This window comes from Thermogladius sp. KZ2Tp1 (assembly GCF_051131135.1).
Taxonomy (GTDB): Archaea; Thermoproteota; Thermoprotei_A; order Sulfolobales; family Desulfurococcaceae; genus Thermogladius.
In genome coordinates this window covers 457,783-481,433 of the sequence record NZ_CP151274.1, presented here as the reverse complement: position 1 = coordinate 481,433, position 23,651 = coordinate 457,783, and the positions used below count along the sequence as shown (strand labels likewise).

Annotated in this window: 27 protein-coding genes and 2 tRNA genes; 9 read left to right on the top strand and 20 right to left on the bottom strand. The window is 54.6% G+C overall.

Translation table 11 applies throughout. From position 1 onward, the window contains the following. Window positions 1-7: 7 nt before the first annotated feature. Both WLZ34_RS02670 and WLZ34_RS02665 read right to left on the bottom strand, forming a co-directional pair. Window positions 8-187, bottom strand: coding sequence for a ribbon-helix-helix domain-containing protein (locus tag WLZ34_RS02670; RefSeq protein WP_428724025.1), 180 nt, complete (start codon window positions 185-187; stop codon window positions 8-10). Window positions 188-253: 66 nt separating this feature from the next. Then, on the bottom strand, window positions 254-1,699 hold the full coding sequence (locus WLZ34_RS02665; RefSeq protein ID WP_434731768.1) for a glycosyltransferase family 39 protein: 1,446 nt from the start codon (window positions 1,697-1,699) through the stop codon (window positions 254-256). Window positions 1,700-1,768: 69 nt separating this feature from the next. Between WLZ34_RS02665 and WLZ34_RS02660 the strand changes: the two genes are divergently transcribed. Both WLZ34_RS02660 and WLZ34_RS02655 read left to right on the top strand, forming a co-directional pair. Beyond that, the gene (locus WLZ34_RS02660) at window positions 1,769-3,046 is read left to right on the top strand and encodes a hypothetical protein (protein ID WP_434731767.1); all 1,278 of its coding nucleotides are present in this window, start codon (window positions 1,769-1,771) and stop codon (window positions 3,044-3,046) included. A 22-nt stretch (window positions 3,047-3,068) separates the two neighbouring features. Next, a tRNA-Ser gene (locus WLZ34_RS02655) sits at window positions 3,069-3,152 on the top strand. Between the two features lie 153 nt (window positions 3,153-3,305). On the opposite strand, the gene WLZ34_RS02650 is transcribed toward WLZ34_RS02655, so the two are convergent. The 3 genes from WLZ34_RS02650 to WLZ34_RS02640 all read right to left on the bottom strand — a co-directional run bounded on the left by WLZ34_RS02650 (window position 3,306) and on the right by WLZ34_RS02640 (window position 5,099). Continuing rightward, window positions 3,306-4,334, bottom strand: a complete 1,029-nt coding sequence (locus WLZ34_RS02650) for a molybdopterin-binding protein (protein ID WP_434731766.1) — start codon at window positions 4,332-4,334, stop codon at window positions 3,306-3,308. 86 nt (window positions 4,335-4,420) lie between these two features. After that, complete coding sequence (locus WLZ34_RS02645) at window positions 4,421-4,744, bottom strand: carboxymuconolactone decarboxylase family protein (protein WP_434731918.1); 324 nt, start codon at window positions 4,742-4,744, stop codon at window positions 4,421-4,423. Window positions 4,745-4,820: 76 nt separating this feature from the next. Further along, window positions 4,821-5,099, bottom strand: a complete 279-nt coding sequence (locus WLZ34_RS02640) for an ATP cone domain-containing protein (protein ID WP_434731765.1) — start codon at window positions 5,097-5,099, stop codon at window positions 4,821-4,823. Between the two features lie 173 nt (window positions 5,100-5,272). Between WLZ34_RS02640 and WLZ34_RS02635 the strand changes: the two genes are divergently transcribed. Together WLZ34_RS02635 and WLZ34_RS02630 are read left to right on the top strand one after the other, a co-directional pair. After that, entirely contained in the window at window positions 5,273-6,220 is a 948-nt protein-coding gene (locus WLZ34_RS02635) for an NAD-dependent epimerase/dehydratase family protein (protein ID WP_428726587.1), read from the top strand. Between the two features lie 81 nt (window positions 6,221-6,301). Further along, window positions 6,302-7,489, top strand: coding sequence for a glycine C-acetyltransferase (locus WLZ34_RS02630; RefSeq protein ID WP_434731764.1), 1,188 nt, complete (start codon window positions 6,302-6,304; stop codon window positions 7,487-7,489). A gap of 3 nt (window positions 7,490-7,492) precedes the next feature. On the opposite strand, the gene WLZ34_RS02625 is transcribed toward WLZ34_RS02630, so the two are convergent. The 15 genes from WLZ34_RS02625 to WLZ34_RS02555 all read right to left on the bottom strand — a co-directional run bounded on the left by WLZ34_RS02625 (window position 7,493) and on the right by WLZ34_RS02555 (window position 20,096). Then, on the bottom strand, window positions 7,493-8,023 hold the full coding sequence (locus tag WLZ34_RS02625) for a DUF1616 domain-containing protein (RefSeq protein WP_434731763.1): 531 nt from the start codon (window positions 8,021-8,023) through the stop codon (window positions 7,493-7,495). Then, window positions 8,020-8,502 (bottom strand): DUF1616 domain-containing protein, encoded by a 483-nt coding sequence (locus WLZ34_RS02620; RefSeq protein WP_434731762.1) that lies wholly within the window; start codon window positions 8,500-8,502, stop codon window positions 8,020-8,022. Before WLZ34_RS02620 ends, WLZ34_RS02625 begins: the two co-directional genes overlap by 4 nt. Then, the gene (locus tag WLZ34_RS02615) at window positions 8,499-10,166 is read right to left on the bottom strand and encodes a DUF58 domain-containing protein (protein WP_434731761.1); all 1,668 of its coding nucleotides are present in this window, start codon (window positions 10,164-10,166) and stop codon (window positions 8,499-8,501) included. Before WLZ34_RS02615 ends, WLZ34_RS02620 begins: the two co-directional genes overlap by 4 nt. A gap of 49 nt (window positions 10,167-10,215) precedes the next feature. After that, entirely contained in the window at window positions 10,216-11,061 is an 846-nt protein-coding gene (locus tag WLZ34_RS02610; RefSeq protein ID WP_434731760.1) for a hypothetical protein, read from the bottom strand. After that, on the bottom strand, window positions 11,048-12,766 hold the full coding sequence (locus tag WLZ34_RS02605) for a hypothetical protein (RefSeq protein WP_434731759.1): 1,719 nt from the start codon (window positions 12,764-12,766) through the stop codon (window positions 11,048-11,050). The genes WLZ34_RS02610 and WLZ34_RS02605 overlap by 14 nt, the downstream gene beginning before the upstream one ends. Further along, window positions 12,763-13,014: a hypothetical protein gene (locus WLZ34_RS02600; RefSeq protein WP_428726592.1), complete on the bottom strand. Its 252-nt coding sequence runs from the start codon at window positions 13,012-13,014 to the stop codon at window positions 12,763-12,765. Before WLZ34_RS02600 ends, WLZ34_RS02605 begins: the two co-directional genes overlap by 4 nt. A 1-nt stretch (window position 13,015) precedes the next feature. Further along, entirely contained in the window at window positions 13,016-13,675 is a 660-nt protein-coding gene (locus WLZ34_RS02595; RefSeq protein ID WP_434731758.1) for a hypothetical protein, read from the bottom strand. Continuing rightward, window positions 13,672-14,319 (bottom strand): hypothetical protein, encoded by a 648-nt coding sequence (locus WLZ34_RS02590; protein WP_434731757.1) that lies wholly within the window; start codon window positions 14,317-14,319, stop codon window positions 13,672-13,674. Before WLZ34_RS02590 ends, WLZ34_RS02595 begins: the two co-directional genes overlap by 4 nt. A gap of 10 nt (window positions 14,320-14,329) precedes the next feature. Next, a complete protein-coding gene (locus tag WLZ34_RS02585; protein ID WP_434731756.1) occupies window positions 14,330-15,277 on the bottom strand; it encodes an AAA family ATPase in 948 nt (315 codons plus the stop codon). Between the two features lie 59 nt (window positions 15,278-15,336). Then, on the bottom strand, window positions 15,337-15,783 hold the full coding sequence (locus tag WLZ34_RS02580) for a hypothetical protein (protein ID WP_434731755.1): 447 nt from the start codon (window positions 15,781-15,783) through the stop codon (window positions 15,337-15,339). A 24-nt stretch (window positions 15,784-15,807) separates the two neighbouring features. Further along, window positions 15,808-16,473 carry an ABC transporter ATP-binding protein gene (locus WLZ34_RS02575; RefSeq protein WP_434731754.1) on the bottom strand — a complete coding sequence of 222 codons (666 nt, stop codon included), beginning with the start codon at window positions 16,471-16,473 and terminating at the stop codon, window positions 15,808-15,810. A gap of 26 nt (window positions 16,474-16,499) precedes the next feature. Next, window positions 16,500-18,005 (bottom strand): hypothetical protein, encoded by a 1,506-nt coding sequence (locus tag WLZ34_RS02570; protein ID WP_434731753.1) that lies wholly within the window; start codon window positions 18,003-18,005, stop codon window positions 16,500-16,502. Continuing rightward, entirely contained in the window at window positions 17,989-19,122 is a 1,134-nt protein-coding gene (locus WLZ34_RS02565; protein WP_434731752.1) for a hypothetical protein, read from the bottom strand. Before WLZ34_RS02565 ends, WLZ34_RS02570 begins: the two co-directional genes overlap by 17 nt. Further along, window positions 19,119-19,979 (bottom strand): hypothetical protein, encoded by an 861-nt coding sequence (locus WLZ34_RS02560; protein WP_434731751.1) that lies wholly within the window; start codon window positions 19,977-19,979, stop codon window positions 19,119-19,121. Before WLZ34_RS02560 ends, WLZ34_RS02565 begins: the two co-directional genes overlap by 4 nt. 19 nt (window positions 19,980-19,998) lie before the next feature. Further along, window positions 19,999-20,096, bottom strand: a tRNA-Leu gene (locus WLZ34_RS02555). A gap of 153 nt (window positions 20,097-20,249) precedes the next feature. Between WLZ34_RS02555 and WLZ34_RS02550 the strand changes: the two genes are divergently transcribed. Genes WLZ34_RS02550 through WLZ34_RS02530 form a run of 5 tightly spaced genes read left to right on the top strand, consistent with a single transcriptional unit; the run spans window position 20,250 to window position 23,644 of the window. Further along, entirely contained in the window at window positions 20,250-20,771 is a 522-nt protein-coding gene (locus tag WLZ34_RS02550) for a 50S ribosomal protein L16 (protein ID WP_434731750.1), read from the top strand. Window positions 20,772-20,816: 45 nt separating this feature from the next. Beyond that, a complete protein-coding gene (gene dph2 / locus WLZ34_RS02545) occupies window positions 20,817-21,827 on the top strand; it encodes a diphthamide biosynthesis enzyme Dph2 (protein WP_434731749.1) in 1,011 nt (336 codons plus the stop codon). Further along, on the top strand, window positions 21,802-22,461 hold the full coding sequence (locus WLZ34_RS02540; RefSeq protein ID WP_434731748.1) for an METTL5 family protein: 660 nt from the start codon (window positions 21,802-21,804) through the stop codon (window positions 22,459-22,461). The genes dph2 and WLZ34_RS02540 overlap by 26 nt, the downstream gene beginning before the upstream one ends. Then, on the top strand, window positions 22,458-23,024 hold the full coding sequence (locus WLZ34_RS02535) for an exosome complex RNA-binding protein Csl4 (protein WP_434731747.1): 567 nt from the start codon (window positions 22,458-22,460) through the stop codon (window positions 23,022-23,024). Before WLZ34_RS02540 ends, WLZ34_RS02535 begins: the two co-directional genes overlap by 4 nt. After that, window positions 23,024-23,644 carry a DUF2067 family protein gene (locus tag WLZ34_RS02530; protein ID WP_434731746.1) on the top strand — a complete coding sequence of 207 codons (621 nt, stop codon included), beginning with the start codon at window positions 23,024-23,026 and terminating at the stop codon, window positions 23,642-23,644. The genes WLZ34_RS02535 and WLZ34_RS02530 overlap by 1 nt, the downstream gene beginning before the upstream one ends. Window positions 23,645-23,651 lie beyond the last annotated feature (7 nt).

Here is a 23,651-nt window from a genome sequence, read left to right as displayed (position 1 = left end):
AAAACCCCTATCTCATTTCCCGGTCTCTAACCCAGAGCTCCTTTTTCAACAAGTCTCTAATCGCTACTCTTATGACTTCACTCCTGCTACTGTACCTGCCGATCCTGACCAGTTCGTCAATCCCCTCGACGTAAATCTCGGGCATTTTGACTGTAATCAATCTCATTCTAGCAATGCTGTTAGCCATCTTACTCACCAACCTTCTATGGCGTACGGTAAGATTTATAAACCCCAAGCCATTTTTCCCGGGGCACTACTGAAGGAGCAGCAGTCTTCCAACCGTCCTCTCCGCTTCGGTCAAAAAGTCTCTCCAGGATCTGAGGACTTGCAGCACGTCAGTACTCTTGAAAGTGGCTAAAATGGTCATCGTGGACGTGTAGACTACCGGTGCGAACTGGACGGCGTAGAAGCTGTACTGTGTTCTCCCACCCGCAGCCCACAAAAGGGCATAGCCCGCAAGTAACCCGAGCAGCCAACACGACGACTTGGCGAACGCGTTTTTACCTTTCAGGTACCCTGGCAACAGGACTAGTGTACTGACTAGCGCGAATGACCATACGGGCCAGAACCCGACAGCTACCACAGCCGCTCCGCCGGGGAAGTAGTAGAGCGTGAAGGGGTTTACACCGGCGAACCAGTCCCACGGAGCAGAGCTGACCGGGCAGCCGTTACCGGAGCACTTTACTTGGGTGTGCCAGGCTATAGCCCCGGTTATTGACTGCTTGAACCAGTTAGTGAACCCTAAGTAGCTGATCAGAGGCAGGCTGGCTAAGATCTGTGTGGCGAGGAACGCCAGCCCGCTGACTATGTAGAACCCTAGCAGGGTAGCGGTGAAGTCTAGCAGGTTAAAGCGCTTCTTCACCCTCTCCCGGGCGTACAGCAAGGACAGAGGTATTAGAGCGAATAGTGCGTTGAACTTAAATAGAGCCCCAATAACCGCGGCGAGTAGGGCCAGCCCGTACCTTTTACCGAGCGCGAGGTAGAATGACAGAGCTGTGAACAAGGAGACGTACACGTCCAACAGCGCGATTGACGACAGGCTTCTTACAAGCGGGTCTACGGACAGGAGAGCGGCTGCCGCCAAGCCCGCTACAGTGTTTCCCTGTAGGAGCCTCCTTGTCGCGAGAAATGTCAAGAAGATCAACAGAACCCCCGCAACCATGTTACCCAACCTCCAGTACAAGGGGTAGTCCCCAACCAACACCATGGTCAAGCCTATAACGTACTTTCCAAGCGGCGGGTGTTCGAGATTGAGGTACGTGTTGATACCGGAGGCGTCGGGCATCATCCAGCCGGGTATCACGTCCCCCACGCTGACTACTCTCTTAACAGCGTCTAGGAACTCGTTGAGAGCTGTAAGGTTCGTAGAGTGCGCGTAGAACCCGTTCAGCTTGCTGTAGTCAAGCCTGAGGGTTACACCGTACTCCTTCGCCAACGACTCTACGCGCGCCCTGTCTAGTGTGCCGTTATAGATGATGGTATACCCATAGCCCCCCACTTCTCTTGGGGATAAGTGGAATACCTTTAACATGATGTTTCTAGCAGAGGCGACATACCACACCTCGTCCGAGACGTAGCCTTTCCCGCCAACGGCCAGTTCGTTGTCGGTGAAGCGCGCGTCCCAGTAGTAGAACTGGGCTGCGGACAGAGCCAGAATAACAGCCAGTAAGGCAAGCTCGTATAGCCTCAGCCTAGGCAACGCGACACCTTGCGTTATTATAAATCGGGCGGGTATTAATATAGGGAGTCAGCCTCCGGTGACGCTCGTTTGAGGGAGAGAGTAGTAGTGTTGCTGGTAGCTCTATTCGCGGGGTTGGCGGCCTTTATTATACACATGCCTCCCGAAGTATCGGCCGCCTTGTTCGGGAGACAGCTTATACAAGCACCTTTCTACGACGACTTTTACCAGTCAGTCTACAACGGGGTCTACGCGAGTTCGTGCTCTGGAGGCGAGAACTGGATTAACGCGCAGGTAATGCGTGCTGTTTGCGAGGGGGTACCCGTGTTCCCCGTACCTTACTCGGACTACAAGCTAAACCAGCCACCTCTCTACGCTCTGATAGCAAGCTCCATGATCTACCTGTCAAACGCTGTAGGGTATAAGCCCGGGACCCCCCAGGCGGGCGCCTTCTTCTACACTCTTCAGTCCGCCGTAGAGGTGCCTTTTCTCGTCGCCGCAGCGCTGGTATACCACGGGTTCACAGTCGAGCTTAACGCGCCTATTCAGAGGAGGGTGTTCTCGTTCTTTTTTCCGTCTATGGTAGCGTACTCCGTGTACTCCCTCGACACCGTATCCCTCTTCTTGCTGGCCTCCTCGCTCTACTTCGCCTCGCGGGGTCGCCTTACATATTCAGCGCTCGCGCTGGCCGTGGGCTCCTCGGTGAACGCGTTTCTCTTCATACCGCTCTCCTTGCTTCTCTATCTCAACGCGGTCGGTGGCGTAAAGCTGAGCTATCCACCTATCGTAGCCGGGTTCACACCCTATATAGTGCTAGGGGTGTTAACGCCCTCGGGCCTAGTGGCCTACTTTACTTACCTGGTAGACAATAGCCTGAACAACGGGCTGGCGGTGATATTCAACTACTTCGCGGGCAGGGACGGTTACGGGTACTGGGTCGGGCTCTACACGACTGCTCTATTCGTCTTGTTAGCCCTCTCTGGGGCAGTAGAGGAGGGGGGTCTGAGCACTTACATGGCGTCGTTCACAGCCCTTGCTGTAGTGCTAAACCCCTCCCTACCGCCTCAGTCTCTTTTGTTCCTAACGCCCCTACTCTACGTGTTCACGCTAGGTACTAACGAGCTACTCCTGTTGTACACAGCTGACTTTCTTAACACCATGATAATACCGATGTGGTTTAAGGACTCTACACTGAGATACTACGCAAACCTCTACCTGGGCCTTAACCTGCCAGTCTACGACCAGCCGTGGAGTCTCGACTCGCCTGTCCAGTGGGTCGTCCAGGCTAGGAACGTAGTACTACTCGCGCTCTGTCTGGGGGTATTCCCCGGGCTTATTAAGCGAGTGATTAAAGTTAATAAAAGCTAGAGTAGATAAACCTATAACGCCTGCCGGGGTCGCCTAGCCTGGTAGGGCGCCGGCCTGCTAAGCCGGTGGGGGAAACCCCGCGCGGGTTCAAATCCCGCCCCCGGCGCCTATTTTTTATTTCGAGGCTCGCGGCTCGACATACCTCGTTATGGATAAACCAAGTCGGTAGGGACAACGAGAATCGCTGCGAGGTCGGTAGCAAGCGCGACATGCGCGCTGCCCTGCTCGGTACCGTGCGAGTCTCTATCGTAAGGCTTTATCAACGCCGTATACGTTTTTTCATTTTCTCGAGGTAGTAGTCCGTTAACCCCCCCTCGCCAAGTCTAACGATGTGTTCTCTAGGCACTCTCGCCTTAGACGAGACCCACGGGAGTATTACGTCTAGGAAGTTGAGGTCCGGGAAGTGTATTATACCGCTCGAGACGCCTATGATGGCCTTGTCCCCCTTGTAAGCGACCATGCTCATTGTGGTCGGCTTCATGGGGATACCGTAGGCTACTACCGTGTCAGCCACCATTCTTATCGCGACCGGCGTCCTATCGGTCGGGTCGACGCTCATGCCCCCGACTGCTATGACCGCGTCGGAGTCCTCGAGCAACTCCTCTATTTTGTGCGCGATCTCCCTCTCGTCATCCCTAGCATAGAGAACTCTACCGGGACTACAGTTGTACTCGGCGAGCTTCTTTATGACGATCCCGCTGGCAATGTCTCTCTTAAGGCCCTCCACGATCTCGGTGCCCACGACGAGAACCCCGACTCTGGGTCTCGCACTCGGTATCAGGGCTAGAACCGGGTTGTAGGGCTTGGTCTTGTTCAACAGGTCTTCTAGGACCGCTCTAGGCACTTTCAGTGGCACAACGTCAACGACCGCCACCACGTCCCCTTTCCGCACAAAAACGCCGTTTCTCCGTGCTATCACAACCAATAACCCGCTTTCGTTAACAACTCTCAGCCCCTCGGAGTTGACAATAAACAGCCCGTCTTCGCCGGCTCTTACAAGGGCTTTACCCTCTTCTGAAGCCTCTACTACGAGATTTCCACTCGTAATACTACTTGCCAGGGAGACCGCGGCATCCGTCTCGAAGACCTCTTCAGTAGACTCTTCCTCGCCCTCTAGCACGTAGACGTAGTAGTGCCCGTTAGCCTTCATTACCTCAACGTCCCTTGCCTCCAGGACCTCGCCCCTTCTCTTCAGAGCCCCTTTCTGGTCGGGTGTTACGATCGTGTAGTCCATTGCCAGCTTCTTCCCTACAGCGTCCTCTACTCGCAGGAGTTTCAAGGTCTCCACCCGTGGGAGTTTCCATGTCTAATAAGTAATTGTGTGTATTAAATGTGTAGTGAAGATGGGATGTTAATGGGTTGATGGACTAAAAACTACTTATAGAGCTGTTTAGCGTACTCGTACGCTTTTAGACTGTACATTAGTGCGGGGCCGCCGCCCATGCAAACGGCAACTTTGATCACGTCGTAGACCTCCTCAATAGTGGCACCAGCTTTATACGCCTCGTACAGGTGCCACTGGATACAGGGCTCGCACCTTATCGCGATGGCTATACCCAGAGAGACGAGCTCCTTGGTTTTCTTGTCTAGAGCCCTCGCGGACTCCGCCTCCTCAACGTAGTGAAGGAAGTCCTTAAGCTCGGGGGCCCTGCTGAGAAGTTCGAAAAGGACTCGTTTAACCTCGTCGAGGCTCTTTATTAAGGACGCCTCCTCCAAGACTAAACCCTCTCCTCTCTAATCTGCGGGAAAGTTAAAAAAGTTAAGTCAGCCTAAGTCAGGCCTCGGGCTTCCTCCTCTTAACGGCTTTGTCGAAGATGATCCAGTTCCTATACCACTCCTCGTTCTCCCTCTTCAAAAGGTCCAGGACCATCTTCATCAGGTCTTTGCTAGAGATCTCCGTTACGTTTTGCTCGAGGAGTTTTCCCTCGACGATTTTGGCGATCCTTCGAGCAACATCTACCGGTGCTCCTGTTTTGATAATGCTGACCACGATCTTCTCCGGTATGAACTCTTCCTTGCTCCCGTCTCTCTTTATTACAAAGATACTGCTCACACTCAACGCCCCCTGTTTAATATAAGCGGTGTGAATATATATCCTTTATGCACGTATGTACAAGGTCTTTTGCCTACGGGGGTCTAGTACATAGCCGCCTCCCATAAAAGGCACTCTTGAATAGGGGAAAAGCCTTATTCTCATGGGTGGCTTAAAGCAAAATGTGGTTAGCTATGATAGTCCTTGTCACGGGCTCTACCGGGCAAATAGGGTCTGAGCTGGTGCCGGCTCTAAGGGAACTTTACGGCAAGGACAGAGTGATCGCCTCTGGTAGGAACGTGGCCAAGCTGAGAGAGATAGGCGAGCCGTACGTCGAGCTCGACGTGTTGAGACGGGATGAGATAGCCAGAGTTGTCAAAGAGTACAAGGTTAACGTGATAGTCCACCTAGCTGCGGTGTTGTCGGCTAGAGGGGAGCAGGACCCCGCCCTCGCCTGGGACGTCAACACCAACGGGACACTAAACGTGTTCGAAGTAGCGAGGGAGAGCAGGCTCGACATGGTCGTAGTACCCAGTAGTATTGCTGTTTACGGGCCCGAGACGCCTGACAACCCTGGTGACATAACGGTGATGAGACCGAAGACGATTTACGGGATCAGCAAAGTCATCACGGAGCTCCTAGGCGAGTACTACTACTTAAAGTACGGCCTCGACGTCAGGGGGCCTAGGCTGCCGGGCGTCATAAGCTGGAAGACCCCGCCTGGAGGCGGTACGACCGACTACGCTGTCGAGGCATTCTACGAGGCTGTTAAGAGGGGGGAGTACACGTTCTGGGTTAGACCCGACACTAGGCTGCCCATGATCTACATGCCGGACGCAGTAAGGGCGTTCACGATGTTGATGAAGGCCGATAGCACTGCCCTCACGGTCAGGTTCTACAACGTCCAGGGCATGAGCTTCACAGCCAAGGAGCTGGCTGACACTATAGCCAAGTATATACCCGGCTTCAAAGCAGACTTCAAGCCAGACCCGCTGAGGCAGAGAATAGCAGACTCGTGGCCCAAGAGCATCGATGACAGCAGGGCTAGAAGGGACTGGGGCTGGAGACCGATGTGGGACCTCGAGTCCATGGCTAGAGACATGATTGAGAACCTGAAGAAGTCCCTAGGAGGAAAGGGCTAGAGGACCCTTAAACCGTTTATTTGCGTCTAATACATTTATATCCGAACCAGCGATCTATACATATATGGCGTGGTGTTGAACGTGGGGAGACTAGACTGGATTAAGGAGGAGCTGGAGAACCTGAAGAAGCAGGGCCTCTACGTCACAATACGCAAGCTACAGACAGCGCAGGGCCCATGGGTCGTCGTGAACGGTAAGAGAGTCTTGAACATGTGTAGCAACAATTACCTGGGCCTCGCGGCTCACCCGAGGATTAAAGAGGCCGCGATCAAGGCTATACTAGACTATGGTGTCGGCGCTGGGGCTGTGAGGACTATAGCAGGGACTATGGAGCTACACGAGATACTTGAAGAGAAACTAGCCAGGTTTAAGAGGAGGGAGGCGGCAGTAGTCTTTCAGAGCGGTTACAACGCTAACTTGGGCGCTCTAAGCGCCTTGGGGTGGGGTAGAAAGGACCTCGTCTTCGTCAGCGAGGAGCTGAATCACGCGAGCATGATCGACGCCATGCGCCTCGCAGGGGCGCCGAAGGTGATATACAAGCACGTGGACGTGGAGGACCTCAAGAAGAAGCTCGAGGAGGTCAAGGACTACAGGATCAAAGTGATCGTAACCGATGGAGTGTTCTCGATGGACGGAGACCTAGCCCCTCTCCCGGAGATCGTCGAGCTAGCCGAGCAATACAACGCGATCGTCTACGTCGACGACGCGCACGGCGAGGGCGTCCTAGGCGACCATGGTAGGGGGATAGTCGACTACTACAAACTGCACGGTAGAGTCGACTTCGAAATGGGCACTCTGAGTAAAGCCTTCGGCGTTATAGGGGGGTATGTAGCCGGGGACAGAGAGTCGATCGAGTTCATAAAGCAAAGGGGCAGACCCTTCCTGTTCTCTAGCGCAATGAACCCGCCCGACGTAGCAGCCGCGATAGCGGCTGTCGAGATACTAGAGGAGAGCGACGAGTTGATCAGGAGGTTGTGGGAGAATACAAACATACTGCAGAAAGGTCTTAGGGACGCCGGCTTCGACCTAGGCAACACTAGACACCCGATCACACCCGTGATGCTCTACGACGAGAAACTAACGCAGGAGTTCTCGAGGAGGCTGTTCGACGAGTACAACATATTCGCTCAGGCTATCGTATACCCTACAGTGCCGAAGGGCAAAGCTAGGATCAGGCTCGAGCCTTCAGCGGCGCACAAGCCGGAGGACATGAAGTACGTCGTAGACTCTTTTACAGAGCTGGCTAGGAAGACCGGTTTCTTCAAGTAGTTTTTAACTCTCATAGACGACTTCCACTATCTCGGAGTACTTCCTGTACAGTCCTAGTAGGCTTAGCGCGGTGGTGAGTATTGCGAGCGAGGTTAGTACAGGTGCGAGTCTTATCCCAAACGGGGTGTAGTTTAAGACGAGCCCTACTAAGGGGACTATCGCTAGGCTTAACCCTATGGATAGAGCTAGCTCTTCGATCGGGCTCAACTCTCTGCTTTGATACAGCGCTCTTATCAGCGAGTACCCTGGTAAGAACAGGACAAAAAGCGAGCCGAACAAGTATCTAGCGGGTGTTAAAATAGGGCTTGTACTCGATACGGCAACCAGCAGGAGTGTCACTGCCTCGACCGATACCACTGTCCAGAACCAGAGCGAGTAGTCGAGCCTCACGACAACTTCTAGGAACGAGCGAGGAGGGTTTGGATCTCTTAGCTCAATGTCGCCTCTCGCCCACTCCCTGTAAGCCTCCAAGATACTTTTTGTTCCAGCCTTCTTCTTGGCAACATAGTCCTCGAGAGTTTCCTTGCCGCTCAAAGCACGACACCCGTCACGTTCAGTCTTAGGAAGACGTACTCGCCCATGTAAACCCACGTGCTGTTATCGGGGGAGTAGTCATACAGTTCTAAAACCAGCGTCTGGTTCACCATAGGGTACGTGAAGGTCACGTTGAAAGGTATTGTCGCGTTCTCGTAGTCGCCGAGGAGCGTGTAGAGACTGAATAGAGGAGGCTTGGGTAAAGGAGTGGTGTTCGAGGGTACCTCCCCGTCTCCTACCTTCACGTCTACTCTGAATAAGGCCGTGTAGCCGAGATGGTTGTAGACGAAGACGTTGAGAGAAACAACCTGCCCTACCCTCACGTTACTGGGGTAGTCCCCTATCTTACCCTCCTTATTCAGCAGCCCTATCGCCGCGAAGTTTTCCGAGGGTCTCGGTAGAGAGACGGCTATGCCGACAACTGACAGGACTACGGATATAGCCAGTACGACCGCGAACACTTCGTCGTCCAAGATCACAGCGCACCAACCTTTAAACCAGTTCTCGACAATCCCGGCTCTACAACTTCTGGCAATCTGTAGGCTGTTAAACCGTGCGACTCCAGTATAAACCTCAGGAAGTCGTATTTCAACATTGTCGGCGTACCGTTTATTATCATGTAGGGTGTTTTAGTATCTCCCACAAGCCTCTTGAACTCCTCGTATATCCTACTCGACTCTACTCTGTGTACCTCCCGCAAGAATACTACCAAAAACGGTTCTTCTAGCGTCATCATCTTGTCTGCCACCATTTTGTAATTGCTGTTTACCGGGCTGAAATCCCAGTTCAAGCTCAGTTCCTCACTTCTAAGCACACTAATCAGGCCAGCAAGAGACTCGAGAGGAGAGCCTGATATAAAGTACTCCCTCAGCGAGGGTGTACGCAGGTAGATGTAGAGACTCTCTTTCACGTCTTTCACATACCAGACCAAGCTAAGGGTGGTCAGAACGAGGCTGTCGAGCTCCTCGTAGTTAGAGGCCACCCAGTCAGCCACTATGAGCAGACTCCCGGACCCCCCAGCCACCCCTCCCCCATCTCCTCTAGAGAACTCTTTGACTACGAGCTTGCCTTTACTAGCGCTCTTCTTCCAGTGTATCCTCCTAGGCGGGTCGCCTGGGATGTAGTCTCTGCAACCGATGTATTCCCCGTAGAACCCGGAAAACAGTCTCCGCATCAAAATGTACACTCTGCGAGCCAATCTCCACGCAGCGTAGTACTCCCTGGCGTCCCCAGCCGTGATAGTCTCTCCACTCCACTCTCCTAATTCTCCGCGGAGGGGAATACCTGAACCCGCATACCCTGCGCCCGCTTCTCCTGGTGCGGGTTGGGAGCCTGCCCCAACCCGTCCAGCTGTCAGACTCCTACCTACGCCAGCACCAGTAGTGCCCCCTAACGGAACCCCGGGCTCGGTGTGTAAGACCCTCTCGCGTACGAGTATGAGAGGTGAAGGGGTCTCTCTCAACGCCCTCCTGAGATAAGCTAGCGCTCTCTCGGAAACTACTCTAAACTTGGGGACGACTTTGAAATTCACCTTAATAGCGGGTTTCTCAATACAGGCGAAACCGCTAATGTCACAGAACCTGACGTTCACGAGCATGTTAACCAAGCCTATCCTAGTAGCCCTGGCCACGTACTCGTATTCAATAGGCCCGCTCGCTAACCCCCTTCTAACGAAATTGTCCCCGACGCGTATCTCGTACCAGGCGCTCTCCCCTATCTCAGCCCTCACCCTAATGCGTGCTTCTCCCCCGAGTTCCACTACTTTTCGATCGGCTTCGGCAACTACGTCAATCTTACTTAGCTTGAACTGGACCAGGCCTAGTCTAAAAGCAGCCGTACTTAGTGCGGAGAGCGCTGAGACGATGTTTATGGGCGTTAGTATGTAGATAGGTGTAAAAATCCCCGTGAAGACGGATATCTCGGTAAAACCGCTCCGCGCGCTGCTGGGAGAGGACTTGTAGGCGAGTACGCTTACGGCCGACGACACTGCTTTGGCTAGCAGGCACAGGGGGTGCAAGCTCAGGCAGAGAAGACTCGACGTAAAGGTTGTGAAGCTCGTGTAAGCAGGGTCAACCATCGTAGCGGATGCCAGTACTAGTGCTACCAACGATCTGACGAAGTCCCTCTCAACCAATAGCACCAATAGAAACACAGTGAGCTGAGCTGAAACGGCGACGTAAACGGTTAGAGCCTTAAAACCTCTGCCTGACAACAAATACTCCTCCGGCTAGTAATGTCCCTAATAGAAAAACGAGGATAAAACTGTTGTAACCCCTAGTAGAGGCGGCGAGCCTTAAGTACTCTAGCAGGTCTCTACTCTGGGCGGTCTGGTCGATCACAACCTCTCTACCGCCTCTAATTTCGTCTAGAAAGTCCTTGTTAAGGCTGAACAGGTTGTTGACGAAAATATTGCTGGACGGTATTATAAACGCAGTACCGTTGAGGTACCTGAACGCGACGCCTACGCAGAAGCTGTCCATCGGTTCGCCAGGGTCGTAAAAACCGTTGCCGTTCAGGTCTATGTACGAGAAGGGTGAGGAGCGCAAAATACACTCTCCACCCGGTCCCCAGCTTTCGATGGGGCGAGGTTTTTCGAGAACGACACTTACGTTTAGCGGCCTGGAGAAGACCACGGGTTCGAACCTAGTGCCGTGCTTGGAAACCTCGTCTAGCAGTGTCCCATTGTATACCGTGATGGTCAGGTTGAGGAGGCTCGGGAACTCCTCTGTGGAGTTGTCGACCCACATGACGACAGAGCCCCCTTTAGCGAGGTAGTCGGCGACGTACTTCAAGCCGTTACTGTCCAACGGGCTAACAGATGTAAGCACTAGTATAGTATTCTTCGGGTCGAGCCTCTCGAGCTCGCTATACCTCAGGATTATCGCGGCGTTGTACTCTGAGTAGAGCATCGAGAGCCCATCCTCGCCGGTGTTTACCACCGACTCGGGCATGTTCGAGGGTGCTACAACGAGCACGCTAAGGGAGGTGAGAAGCAAGAACGCGGTCATGACAAACAGTAGCGGGCTAGGTCTCGGCATTTCTAATCTCCCTCACAACCGACTCGGCCTCCTCCCTCTTGGGCTTGTCCCGCGAGTAGAGCTCCCTCTCCACCAACAGGAGCAGCCTCCATAGCAGGCTCTTAATAGCGGTGTTAATCCTTAGGCTGGCAAAGTGCTCCCTAAGCGTCTCCTGCGCCTCGGGCTTTCTGAATCCCAACTCCATTAAAAGCCTGTAGTACAGGCCGGCTACTGGCAGGTGTGTACTTAGGTAGTCTCTAAACCGAGAGACACCCCTCAGCAGACTTCTCCCCCCACCTCTTGAACCAACACGTTTCAACGCCAAGTACACCCCCTTCTCGTGGACTACGAGAAGTGGGAACACAAAAGTGACAGCCAAGCCGATGGACAGGAGCGTCAGCGGGTTTATGTACAGTACCGATACACGGTGTACCGTTGGTTGGTAGACGGAGCCCTCTACTGGGTATACCTCTATCACGGCCTCTACACGGTCAAACAGCCCCAATCCACCGTTTAAGTAAGTTATACCCTCATTGGAGACTTCTCTTTCACCACTACTAGTGACAACGACTATTCTGGAAGCGTTCCCCAACGCTCTCACAAGCACGGGTATCGTGTTGGAGAGGCCTACGTACACTGTGGGCGCTTCCACGACAACGGGGATCTCGGGTCTCTCGACTAGTAGCGGTATCGAGACTGTGCCGCCCAGGTACCTGAAACCAGGCTCCAGCCTCACTTCCAGGTAGTGTGTTCCGGGGGTGGCGTTGTCGGGGATCCTGAAAGTGACAACAGCACCCTCCTCCCTCAAATAGCCCTCGAAGATCACGTCTCGATCCAGTAGGATAGAGGCAAAACACCCCTCGGCGGGGACTATGCTGGCCGAGACGAGCTCCCCAGGCCGCACAACCCTGGGTACGTTGACCGTTATGTTGTTTGTGTAGAGGTCTAGTGTTAGGAGTGAAAGGACCGACGAATTAATAGGGTCCCGTATCCCGACATGAGCGACCACAATGTACCTCCCGGCGGTCAACACCTCGCTCAGTTTGCTTGCAGGGGGGATACTTACATCGATCTTATTGACGCCCGTCGAAACGGGGATCTCTTCGGAGACCAGAGTCGCGAGCCCTGGGAGTACAGCCAAAACTATGGACCCGTTAAAGACGCCCTCTTCTAGGACAACGATCTTAAACGACACGGTGTCCCCTGGAGCAAGGGTCTGCGAGCTCGGGTACACCTTGATAGAGCTGCTTGAGCTGGACGTGGCTAAGTATACCATCGCCTGGTTCAGTAGGCTGTCGACCCTGTCCAGCAGCGTATAGACCTTCCCCGAGTAGAGCGAAGCCGAGCTCTTGTCTACGCTACATGCTGTAAGGGTTTCAACATACGATTCGACGTCTGTTCTCAGCCTCTTTGATAAATCCGCGATATGTTCTAGGGTGGCGGCGACGCTGCTCTCGTTGAATACCGAGTTGAGGACATCGTGTAGGTCGGCGAGGTCCTCCACGACCCTTCCGTGTAGCTGGCTTATTGGCGGTGGTAAAACAGCCTTAGAATACAGGTCTAGTAGGCCCGCCGAATTGTTACCGCTCAAGGAGGCTTCCATAACTTTGTACAGCGAGGCGATGAGGGCTTGGCAGTCAAGGCCGGTCTCTTCGGCGCGGTCTAAGCTTAGGAGGGGGAGCGCGAGGACAAGAGCGAGTAAAACGGCCAAGGCGAGCTTTGTCAAGGCGCTAAGACCTCGTAGACCCTGTACGATACCAGGGCTATGAATAGTGTTATTAGAATCCCGTGTAGAACCCCTACAACCCTCCTGTTCTCAAAACTAGGCCTGTTCATGGCGTACGATATGTAGAACGAGAGGATGTTGAGTACAACGTACACGTCCCACCGAGTCTCGCCTAAAAACAGAACCCAGCCATTCAAGACCAGGGTTAAGACTATATACAGGCGCACGAACCTGTCCAGCTCGCTCACACTACCCCACCCTTAAGAACACCTCGGCATTGCCGCCCACGAGACTAACCCTCTCAAGGCAAACAACCCGGTCTTTAAGCCTACCCACGGCTGCGAGCACGTACCCTACGAGAGGGTTGTAGGGGTACTTTAGTAGATCAGCGAACTCGGGCGGTAGGTTGAAGAGAACTACTCTCACGGAGCCTTCTTCCTCGGATAAGGCTATGTTATTACAGAGCCCTCTGTTAGAGCACAGGGCACTGCGCAGGTCCGCGGCGCCCAGCTTATCGTAGTCGGCTAAAACACCAGATATAGGGAAGGCTATGTATGGTGTATCGGCGTAGCCTACACCAGGTTTTTGAATAGCGAGTGGGGCGCTCTTCGAGAAAACGACGTACTCCTCCCCGCCCGACCCCTTCATATAGCAAGGTCTCACACCCAACATGTCGGCGTCTTGTAGTATACTCGTGATAGCCACGGTCGACGCCAGAGAGTACTCTTTGAGAGATAAAAGCAGGCTCTCGCTCGTAGAAGCCGAGGTGAAGATCAGGACTACACCTATAACTGCTGTCGAGGCACCCATACCTATGATAGGCTGGCTACCCGTTACGACACCGTACGCGATCAGTATAGAAGCGATAACGACTATGTTCAAGCCGGCTACCATGTAGCGCAGTATCAAACCAGCCCACCCAGGTAGTAAACGACGGGTTTAATTATGGTGTCAAATACCACGATGACGTCTGCCCTCTCCGAGCTATCGAGAGCAATGTTTTTCGCCATGTAGACGAGATACGAATACACCAAGTATAAGAGGTTCACGCTCAGGACCGGGCTAAGGTAAAGGGGGATAAAGTAGATCGAGACCAAGACGGCGCTGTCTAAACTAGCCGGTTCTAGTAGCCTGGCTGAAAACAAGACATCGTATACAGCAACCACGGACACGCCCAACGGGTTCTTGATGCCCAGAATTACGCCTACTGTAGCTGACAAAAGTAGGGGCGGTAGGATATACGGTCTGTAGAGAGACTGGTACTTATCCACATCTGTGGAAGAGTAGAGCCCCAGAACTAGAACGGCGAGACACGCTAGATCAAGTAGCCACAGAGGCGTGTTGAGCGATGTGGTGAGCGCTTTTACGGTCAAAGGTACGTAAATGAGTAACGGCTGTAAGTCTAAACTCCCCCTTTTGTTTGGTGAAAAGTAATAGGCCTCTAGTACAGCCGCGAACGAGCCTAGTGCTACAACTAGCGATAATAGGCCCGGGGTAAAGTATTCGAGGATCGAGGTCACAGCTAGTAGTATGACTACTAGTATATCGAGCATTTCGAGCGACCTACTTTGGGACAGGGACTCTATTTAGAGCCTCTTCGACAAGGCTCTTCGGGGTCACACTCTCGACCTCGAACTCCTCCCTGATCTTGACCCGGTGCGCTAAGACGGGGACCGCGAGGGCCTTCACGTCATCGGGTATAACGTAGTCCCGCCCCTCCATGAAGGCGAGGGTCCTAGACACCCTGTACAACCAGACGCTAGCTCTATGGCTAGGCCCGTAAAGCACGGCTCGGGAGCTCCTCAAGTAGCTCACTAGATCAACTATGTACTTCTTGACGTTCTCCTCCACGTGCACCCAGTAAGCGATCAACTCGGAGATCTTAGTCACGTCGGACGGGGTGAGCACCTGCTCGACTGGAGGCTGTAGCACGTAGTCCGACCTCGAGACTATTTCGAGCTCTTCCTCGGGTGGGTTGTAGAGCGAGGGCAGGCTAGTAGCAAACCTGTCGATCAGCGTCTCGACCACGCCGTAAGCTCCGCTCGCGTACTCCTGGGGGATCATCGTCGCGATCACCATGAAAGGCCTGGGCAGAGAGTAGGTGACCCCCTCGACCGTGACCTGGTATTCCTGCATCGCCTCTATGAGTGCGGCTTGAGACCTGGACGGCACCCTGTTAAGCTCGTCGAGCAATAAAATATTAGAGAAGACAGGCCCTCTCACAAAACTCGACGAACCGTCCGGCCTATACACGTGGAAGCCCGTCATATCAGAGGGCAGCGTATCGGGGTGTCCCTGGATCCTCCTGTAAGTCCCACCTATAACTCTGGCCAGCGTCTTTGCTAGAAGGGTTTTACCGGTGCCGGGTAAGCCCTCGATCAGCAGGTGGCCACTACTCAGAAGCGTTGCCATGCTCAGCTTTACCAAACCCTCCTTCCCGACGTAGACCTTCTTAATCTCGCCTAGGGCTTGTTTGATCATCTCGCGGGCGTGGTCTATGTCAATCGACAAGCCTGAATCCCTAGCGAACCGCTTAATCAATAATTTCACGTTGTTAATATAAGCCTTAACTACCTCTTGTACCTCCTGCGGACTAACCACTTCTTCCTAGTCTTGAACCACAGGTAGGCCCAGACACGCGGCAGCAGGAAGTACACAGCTATAGGTATGGACGCGAAGCCGACTACTGTGCCGGCTAGCGTAATGTAGCGCCAGGTTACGAAACTGGAATACGAGCTCTCAAGGGACGACAGCTCCTCTCTGGCCAGGGTGAGGTTGCCTTCAACCCACGCCGCCTCTTCGGGGGTCAGGTTGCCTTTGTTTATGAGCGACAAGGCGTTGTTCACGCACTCTTCCACCATACTGGTGTTCACGCCCGCCTGGCTTAGGCTCTTCAACTTAGTAGCTATCTCCTCAACCTGGGCGAGGTAGTCAGGCGAGGCAGCCCAAACGACCTCAGCCGCTAAAACGAGGATTGCGAGAACGGCGACTACCGGCCTGACCATAGAGCTCCTCATCTCGCCGTCGGGGTCTAATCATCCCTAGACCTTTGTTAGAGTCCCGTTGGTTAAAAGGTATTCCTCGTCCCCCGTGAAGCTCTTGATGTTTATCTCCGTAGTAGTGATGACGAAGGAGACCCCGAGCCTGTCCCTTAGCTCTCTTATAGTGTTGAACAGGTTTTCTACACCCTTATCGTCAACGTAGGCGAAGGGCTCGTCCGCGACGACGAGCCTAGGCTTGGTCACCAGGCTCCTAGCCAAGGCGACAACCTGCTTCTCGCCGCCGCTCAACGTCTCCACTCTTCTCTCAAGCATGTGCGGTATTCCGAGCAGCTCGCTCACTTCCCTGACGGCCAGCTCTCTGTTTCCCTTTTTCAAGCCCCTAATAACGGCCGGCAACTCTATGTTCTCCCTAACCGTCAGGTTGGGGAGCAGGTCTATTGTCTGAGGGATGTAGGATATGGTTCCCGATACGAGCCTAGACCTCGCAGCAGTGCCGAGTCTCCACGCGTCTACGCCGTTTATCAGTACCCTACCCTCGTCAGGCTTTAGCAGTAGGACCATGAGCTTTAGTAGGGTCGTCTTACCGGCCCCGCTCCTACCCCTTATCACGACGATCCTCGAGGGCCCTACTTGTAGGTCGACGTTCTCGAGTACAGCCCTTCCGTTAATGGTCTTTCTGACCTTTTCCAGCTTAACGAGCTCCAATAGGCTGACCCTACCCCGCTACACTGCTATACCAATAAGAGGAAACCGTTGCCGTTGTTTAAAACGGTACCGTTGACCCTATTCGGGTCCACACTCACTTTTACAACCCGGCCGGCGGACAAGAGAGCCCCGTTCGTCGCCATGTACCTGTACCAGAGTCTCAGGGCCTCTGATCCGCACGGGATCTGTGCCGTCTCAACCCCGTAGAAACCACTCAGCATCATGCCCTGCTTCACGTCGCTACACACCTTCAACCCTGTAAGTTTTTCCTTGAGTAAGAGCCCCGTGTAGACCTCGCTCTCCCTGTACACCCAGTACCACCCGAGGGGAGACGCTGCCCCGGTGAAGGTCAGGACGTAGACGAGGACTGACGCCGCGAGGAAGAGGGCGGACGCAAGAACAGCACGCCTCCTACGGTGCCCGTTGATGGTTAACGGGGCTAGAACTACGATGAACCCGGCCACTCTGTAGATTATGGAGTCGTAGCCGGGGATCTCCTCCCCGACAAAGAACGCGATCAGGCCTGCTACAGCGGTGAACCACGCGAGAGAAGAGAGCGTTGTCCTGTCCCTCGACACAGCGTTAATGACCACGATGAGTAGAGCCGTTAGAACGAGGAGCACTGTCAGAGCGAGACTCACCGTGTCTAGGGAGTAAACGACCTCCGCGACCACGCCCGATAAAGCGACCCCTGTAACAAGGGATAGCAGAGCCGCGGCCTCTAACAAACGCTCCTTCACCTTGACTACGAAGACCCCTATTGCTAGCCCGACCAGGCTGAAAACGACGACGTAGGAGACTAAGCTGAGGGCAAGCCAGCCCGTTACAACCGAGAGCGTCGAGAACCTCCCTAGCACAAGGTACTGCAGATATTGCGACGCGAGTAGCGGGACAGAGGAGACGACAACCCTACGAAACTCCACCGCCCAGTAGGGTAGCGGCTTATATAGCCTGACTACGTGGGCTAAGAACGACGAGAACAGGATGACGGCGGCGATTAGAGAAGTAAGGTGGTGGGTGAACGGAAGCGCCAGCGCGGAGACCACGGGTATGACCGGGCCTAGATTCGCTCTGCCGACGAGGGAGTAGACCATCATTAAGAGGAGGACGTAGGCGTACCCCTCTTTTGTATAGGCGGCCGTCATCATCAGGACGTTGAAGGCCGCCCCTATCACTACCGCGGCCAGGCCGCCCTCTAAGCCCCTCCTAAACGAGTAGACAATTGTTATGATCGACGCCGAAATAAAGCTCGTTATCGTGACTACGGAGAGCAGCAGGCCGGCCCCCGTCACCTCGCTGAAGATGGCGAGCTCAAACGATGTTGCTGGCCAGTAGTTGTTGTAGCCGTCGAAAACGCTGGAGTAAAGGCTAATAGGTGAATACTGGCTCAACACCTGCGAGTTCCTTAGAATACCCCACACGTCGGTCGAGAAAAAAGTACTGCAGGTAATGTAGAGTGCGAGCCTTGCTAGGAGCGGGATTGAGACGGCCAATAGTAGAAGCAGGACACCGCCGTTAGGCCTCTTCTCCAATATTGCCGACACCTCTCAACACGATAAGCGACTGAACCACCACGAGGCCCAGGGTGTACAGCAAAGTGTTGTCGGGCTGCGGGTCGGGGCTGATACTGTGGAACAGCACCTGGAAGCGCAATAGCCCGTGGAGAAGCCAGGTAAGCAAGACCCCGAGAACATACCCAGACACGAACAAAGCTATTAGGGAGGCTGCGGCCATAAACCTCACCCTCCTCGTATCAAGCACCACCTCGAGAATCGTGTGCAGGACTTTCCTTTTCGCCTTCAAGTAGTATGACGAGGTCTCGACCAGTACGGCCGTCGAGAGTATCAAGGAGCCGGCTATCCCGAGGAGACTCGTCTCCCTACTCAAGTTGACCACGTCGCCGAAACCCTTGATCGACACGACTCCTTTGAACCCCCCTCTCTGCGACTCGAACAGGGAGACGAGCCAGCTGGGTATGCTTACCTTGAGCCCGTAACCCACGCTGGTGTTGCCCGCGATAGCCTCCAATAGCCTGGTCGCCTGCTCGTCTAGGCTACTACACGTCAAGACGCTGTACTCGCCTACGCCTATGCCCCTTAGAAGCCTGGCTGTATCAAGGCTCGTCAGCACCTCGTCGTCCAGTAGAGTCCCTGTCTCGAAAACGCCGGAGACCTCGACTGCTACAGCGTTGTTGTTCAAAACCCCTCTCAGTAGGAGTAGTTCCCCGGGAGAGACACCCAGCTTGCTCGAGACCCGGGCGCCAACCACGGCGTTGAACCCGTCTACTCTCAGCTCTCCGACAACCTTGCCTGCACCAATTACCTGTTGGACCTTGTCTGGTGGTACACCCCGGACTACCACGGGCGTCGCGTCGTTGATCAGCGCGGGAGCTAAGACGACAGGGACGCATCTCCCGCCAGTACTGTTGACTACGTATTCGGCTAAGCGACTCGGTAATAGACCGGTCACCACGAAGCTGTACCTGTTATAGACCAGGAGGTCGCTACCCCCTCTAGCGACCTCTAGTGGTGCTAGTACAATGCCCCCCGCTATGCTTATAGCGACCATGCTGAAAGAGACGACGACTGCTAGTACCGCTGCCGAAGCAAAGTAGTCTTTGTCGAAGAAGAGTTTCAATAAGACGTTCACTCGTACACCCTCCTCGTCACCCTCCTGACTATGAGCGTGTGGGGTAGTAGAGCGATGGCTGCTATCAAAGCGTAAGAGCGCGCGAAACCGGCCAAATTTATGTACGGGCTTACAACGATCGGGGCCTTCAGGAGATATTTTGCTACAACGGTGAGAGTACGCGACAGAGCTATAGAGAGGCTAAAACCGAGGAGTGCACCGGTCACGGCCGTGACCGCGATCGAGAGGAGAAGACCAGCGGCTGCGGACCCTCTCCCGCCTCCTAGCTCCCTAATTACCTGTGCCGTGTTCGCTAAGTCGTCCTCTCTTTTCAAGCCGAGCAAGAGGGAGCCCAGGAGGAGTACGGCTAGAGCAAAGTAGACGAGCACTTCTCCCACGTTCTCGAACTCGCGCACTACACTAGAGGAAGCTATCGACAAGGGGTGCAGGCTCTCGTTACACCCCGAGACAGGTTTCAACGCCGGCGCCTCTCCAGGGAAGGAGCCCGTGATGACGACGCTGGTTTTCACCGGGCCGATCTTGACCTCGGCTTGGAGGCGGGTTGGCGGCTCGCCCCCGTACTGGAGTAGTTTTAACAGCCCCGTAGAAGCCAGCATCTCGACGCCTCCACGGGAACCCTCGGCTACGGAGGGGCAGTAGACTACTAGGGGGATCTCGCACTCGTTCGCAAGTAACACGCCAACGCTAGCCGGTTGCGCCGGCGGGGCGTTCACTATAGAGCTTAGACCGCTGACGATGACTACGACGGGTGTGAAGAACAGCTGTATCATGAAAATTATGCTAGACACGAGCACTGTAAACAGAAGGAGTTCGCCGAGGCAACACCTCGTGAAAGCCGCTATAAGGGGCACCTTCATCGGTTCTCCTCCAACTTAGTGCGGGGGGTGGGATTTGAACCCACGCAGGCCTACACCAGCGGATCTCCCCTGGGCTACTTGAGTCCGCCCCCTTTGGCCTGGCTCGGGCACCCCCGCACCGTAGATATAAATTAGGTGTAGAAGGGGTTTTAACCTAGACTTTGCCGACTCCAACCGCGGCGTGGTCTGTGTAGGCCGTCTAGTCGGGATGTGCGGACTAAGCTTTATTAATCTAGTTAAGGTTCTCGTATACTCTAGGGTGCTACTTAAATGCCTCTGAGACCGGCGAGGTGCTACACACACTTCAGCGGGCCGCCGTACACTAGGAAGGAGTACATACCGGGCGTCCCCCAGCCCAAGATAACGAAGTTCGAGATGGGGAACCCGAAAGGCGATTACCAGTACGTGCTGAAGCTAGTGGCGGAGGAGGCCGGGCAGATCAGGCACAACGCTCTCGAGGCCGCGCGTGTTATGATCAACAAGAGGATGAGTATCGTGGCGGGCGACTTCAACTACTACCTGAAAGTGAAGAAGTACCCCCACCACGTTATCAGGGAGAACAAGATGATGGCGTTTGCCGGTGCTGACAGGTTGCAGGACGGTATGAGGCTGTCCTTTGGCAAACCCATCGGATTGGCCGCCAGGGTCAGCCCCGGCGACGTGATCGTGGAGCTCTACGTGAAGAAGGAGCACTTGGACGAAGCCAAGAAGTCTATGAAGATAGCGGCGTCTAAGCTACCTCTGCCGGCAAGGGTGGTCATAGAGCCTATCCAGGCAGATGTTGGGCAGTAGTAGCTACGCTGTCAAGAGCCGTTTTCAGTCCGAAAGGTTAGTACCTTGAAATGCGACACCTACATTGTTGAGGAGAGCCTATTAGTAGAGGAGCTATCTTCGATACCTGCCTCGAGGCCCCGGGTTCTCTTACAGGCCCCCGACGGACTAAAGAAGCTGTACGACTGCCTAGGAGGCCTCCTAAGGAAGGTAAGGGACGTCGAGGTCTACTACTCGGCGTCGCCCTCGTTCGGTGCTTGCGACATCCCGCTGGAAGAGACAGCCCTCCTGAGACCCGACTTAGTGGTCCACGTCGGGCACGCCGAGTACCCCCTCGCCGAGGTCGAGCCCCCCTTGAGGGTCGTGTACGTCCCGGTCTACTACGACGTGACACCCCGCGCCGAGTCTTTACTGGAGATAGAGGGTTCGCTGAGGTCTAGGTCTTGGAGGAGGGTGGCCGTGGTCAGCCCTTTAACGGAGCGCCTTGTGGCTAAGAGGGTCGCAGATTACCTGTCCAGCAGGGGTTTCGACGTTAGAGAGGCCGAGGATAGACCTATACTCGGGTGCGACTACCGCTCTGTAATAGCACTGGCGGGCTCGGTGGACGGGTTCCTACTAGTCTCTGGGGGGCTGTTCCACGCGTTGGGCGCGGCCCTATATACCGACAACTTGCTGGCCTACGACCCCTACAGGGGGAAGGTCTGGGATCCATCAGTAGAAGCACGCAAGTTGATCAGGGAGAGGGTTTACACGGTAGTCAAACTCCGCAACCAGGCTTTGAGGAGAGCAGTAGTGGTCGCCGGCGCGAGGCCGGGACAGTTCAGGCCTAGTGTACTAAACATGGTCGCCAAGCTGATGGAGAAGATTGGGGTCGAGTACGTCGTGACGACCGTCTCCTACCTAACCTTGGACAGGCTCCTCACGATAGACGAGACGTTCAGGCCCGACTTCATAGTCGTCACGAGCTGTCCTAGGCTGCCCCTCGACGACTTCCACGGCTTCCACAAGCCGGTCCTCACACCAGGAGAGCTCGCCATGCTTGTCTGGGGGGTTGAAAAGTACGTCTTCCCGTGGTAGTTTAGACAAGAAGGGCCTCGAAATAGCCCTCTCCAAACTACCTCGTTACCCGCATCCAAGGAGAGAGCTGGAGCAGTACGAGACGTCGCCGGACGTCGCTGCGGCTGTTCTCTGGGACGCGTACATGATGGGGGATATTGAGGACTCCGTTGTCCTGGAGCTGGGGTGTGGTACTGGCAGGTTCGTATTCGGAGCGCTGATGCTGGGGGCCAGGCTCGGTATATGTCTTGACATAGACGAGGGGGTGCTGGAATACGCGAGGGAGGCCCACTGCCGCCACAGCCGCCAGCTCTGTAGGAGGGTCGTCTACATGGTCGCCGACGCCCTCTACAACCCCGTCGTAAGCGTTGACACGGTCTTAATGAACCCGCCTTTCGGCGTGTACGAGAGCAACCGGGGGCTTGACATGGGCTTCCTGAGCTCGGCGCTAGACGTCGCGGGCAGCGTCTACTCGATCCACAAGTACACGGAGAAGGCCGTTGAGCTGGTTAGGGCGCATGCTGCTGAAAAAGGTTTCGGAGTCGTTAAAATAGGCTTTCTTGAATTAAAAATACCGATGATGTTCGAGACCCACCGTAGGAGGGTGCACAGGTTCAAGGCGTTCTACGTCGTGCTAAAGAGGGGTCTGGGTTGAGTAGCGACAAGGTCACACCGGGCGACGTCTTGGGGGTCCTAGAGGAGTTCATAGCGGGTAGTGGCGTGTACGAGGATGCTAGTGGGAGGCTCAGGAGCAGCGTCGTAGGCGTGGTTTTCGCGGATAAGTTGAGGAAGTCCGTGAGCGTAAAACCCGCTGTCGCCAAGACTCTCGTACCACGCGTAGGCGACATAGTAGAGGGTGTAGTAGTACACATGAACGACGACCTAGCATTTGTGAGAATTTACTGGGTCGAAGACAAAAGGTCTGTAAAGCCTGTGAGTATGACTGGGGTCATACACGTCTCCCAGGCCAGCCAAGCATACGTGGAGACCATGTTCGACGTTGTCAGGGTCAGCGACGTGGTCAAAGCCAAGGTGATAGGTGGGAAAGGGGTTTTCCAGCTATCCATCAAGGAGCCGCAGCTGGGCGTGGTGTACGCGAGGTGTAACTACTGCGGAGGCGAGCTAGTGTACGAGGGCGGCAGGCTGGTCTGCAGCGTGTGCGGGCAGGTTAACAAGAGGAAGGTGAGCACGAACTACGTACTCGTGAAGGTGCAGTGATGCCTCTCGTCAAAAGAGTTTTCAGAGTGAGGTGTATCAGCGAGCCCTGCGAGAAGATAGCTGAGAGGATAAGCGAGCACGTAGCTCTTGTAGGCGAATACACTATAACCATCCACGACAACTGGATATCGATAGAGTTCCACGGATACGAGTCGGAGATCAAGAGGGCCTGGGCCAGGATCAAGAGCCTGTTAGCCGGGTTACCCAGGGCTGGTAGAGGAGGGTCCTCCTTCGAGCTTAACGCTTTGTTCAGGGACCTCGGCTCGACCTTCCCGCCCCGTGTTTTAGTAGAGGTGTTGAGGAGGAGGGGGTTCACGGCCGCTCTAGACAAGGACAGCAACAGGGTAATAACTAACGCGGGCAAAGAGGTGGTCTACGAGCTGTCCAAGAGGATAATAGAACTAGCCAAGAGAATGCCCGGCAACGTGAGAGGGTTGTCGACGAAGTACTACCTGTTAACTATAGGCGCTCTAACAGGGGCCCCTCTGGAGGAGATCCTGGAGAGGGCTCTCGCGTTCTCGCACCTGAGGAGGGATGAAGAGGGGTCTATCGTCTTGAATATCGAGTGGGTCCAGGGTGTAGATGAATTTTTAAAAAAGCTAAAGTATAGTACTGGCTAGCCAGCGA